This window comes from Bartonella queenslandensis AUST/NH15 (assembly GCF_000312585.1).
Taxonomy (GTDB): Bacteria; Pseudomonadota; Alphaproteobacteria; order Rhizobiales; family Rhizobiaceae; genus Bartonella; species Bartonella queenslandensis_A.
Genome location: NZ_HE998001.1, coordinates 22970 through 24406 on the forward strand (window position 1 = coordinate 22970; position 1437 = coordinate 24406).

A 1437-nucleotide genomic window follows, 5' to 3' on the forward strand; every position below is an offset into this window, starting at 1 on the left:
ATATAGCATTTCGAAAGAATCCAAATTAATCCCTATATCATTAGCTGTGGGTGCTTCCCATCAGAACTATCTCAATAGAAGCTTATTCCTAACAACAACGCTGCATACAAATGCAGCGTTGCCTCGTAGTTTCAGATTTTTTTATCCCAGCGCGTGAATACGTGAGGGAAGTGGTATATCTGACTATGCCCCCTTGGGGAAAGAGCGAGCCTAAAGGTTTAGAATGCTATGAGTTTGAGCTAGCTGGACTTTGAGCAGATGGTTTATCGTTCATGGGAAATCATTTTGTTTTACGATTCAAAAAGAGGATAGTGATGGTCTCATTGGCGTAGTAGGTGGGCAAGAAAACTGTTAGCTTGGCAATGCGTCAACAATTTGTAGAACCATGTTGTGGAACCCCTACGCAAAGCGGTTGCTATGATGGCATGATGCTTTTGTCAAGCATTATGATATGGTAGGAACCGGTGTTTAAGGGTGCAACTGCGGTCACTGTACGATCCAGTAGTATTACGTCTGAGTATTTAGGAGCGGTAGACTTTGTACAGGCTACGCGTACAATCTGTGAAGCACGCTTGTGGGAATCAGTGTGTCATTATTGCATTGTGCATGCAACCCTCTAGCAGTACTTCATTAGTAAGGCTGTTTTTTGAAGCTGGTTGTAATTATCTGTGTGTTTTTAAAGAGAACGTTAGCACCGATGTATCGCGTGCAGGACCATTTTCCTTTGTACAACTATTTTCATTTTTCTTGCTTTCTTCCTTAAAAAACTGCGATTATTGTTTTTTGGGGTCACACGAATGATAACAGAGGCAAGACTTTTCTCTCGTGTTTTTCCTTTTTTTGCTCAAAAAAGCCAAAGCGTCTTAATGAGCAGAGATCTTGTCTAAAAAGGTATTTTTTAGATTTATTACTTTATTTTCAATGGAATAGAGAATTTCTGCTTTTGAGTGTGCAAGTGCACCTATGATGAGATATAAGATGCAAACCCGTAAGCTTGGGCGCGCAGTAGGCTTATAGTAACAACAAGCTTAGGCATATAGTTGGCAGATAGCGTCATTATTGAGTTTTTTTCTAGATTGTGTTTGGTTATGCCACATGTGACACAATTTTAAATTTACCCGTGGTCATATGTCGTCAAATTGGAGATTCAGGTCTTCGATTTGTCAGAAATATGTCAATGCCAAAAGATAGACACTTTTGGATGGACTTGTACCAATTGATAAGCTTACTGATAATATTTGTAAGTGCCATAATAGTGTACAAGAAGAAATAGAAAATCACCGTCTTTAATTATGCGAAACAGCGCGCCAACGGAGAGCGCGAAATTATTGCTTTTACAAGGGAGGAATATATCATAAAAAACACAATAAAGTCAATAGATTGAGTGCAATTATTTTATATGAATCCACTTAAGAATCCATCCTTTTATGTATGTTT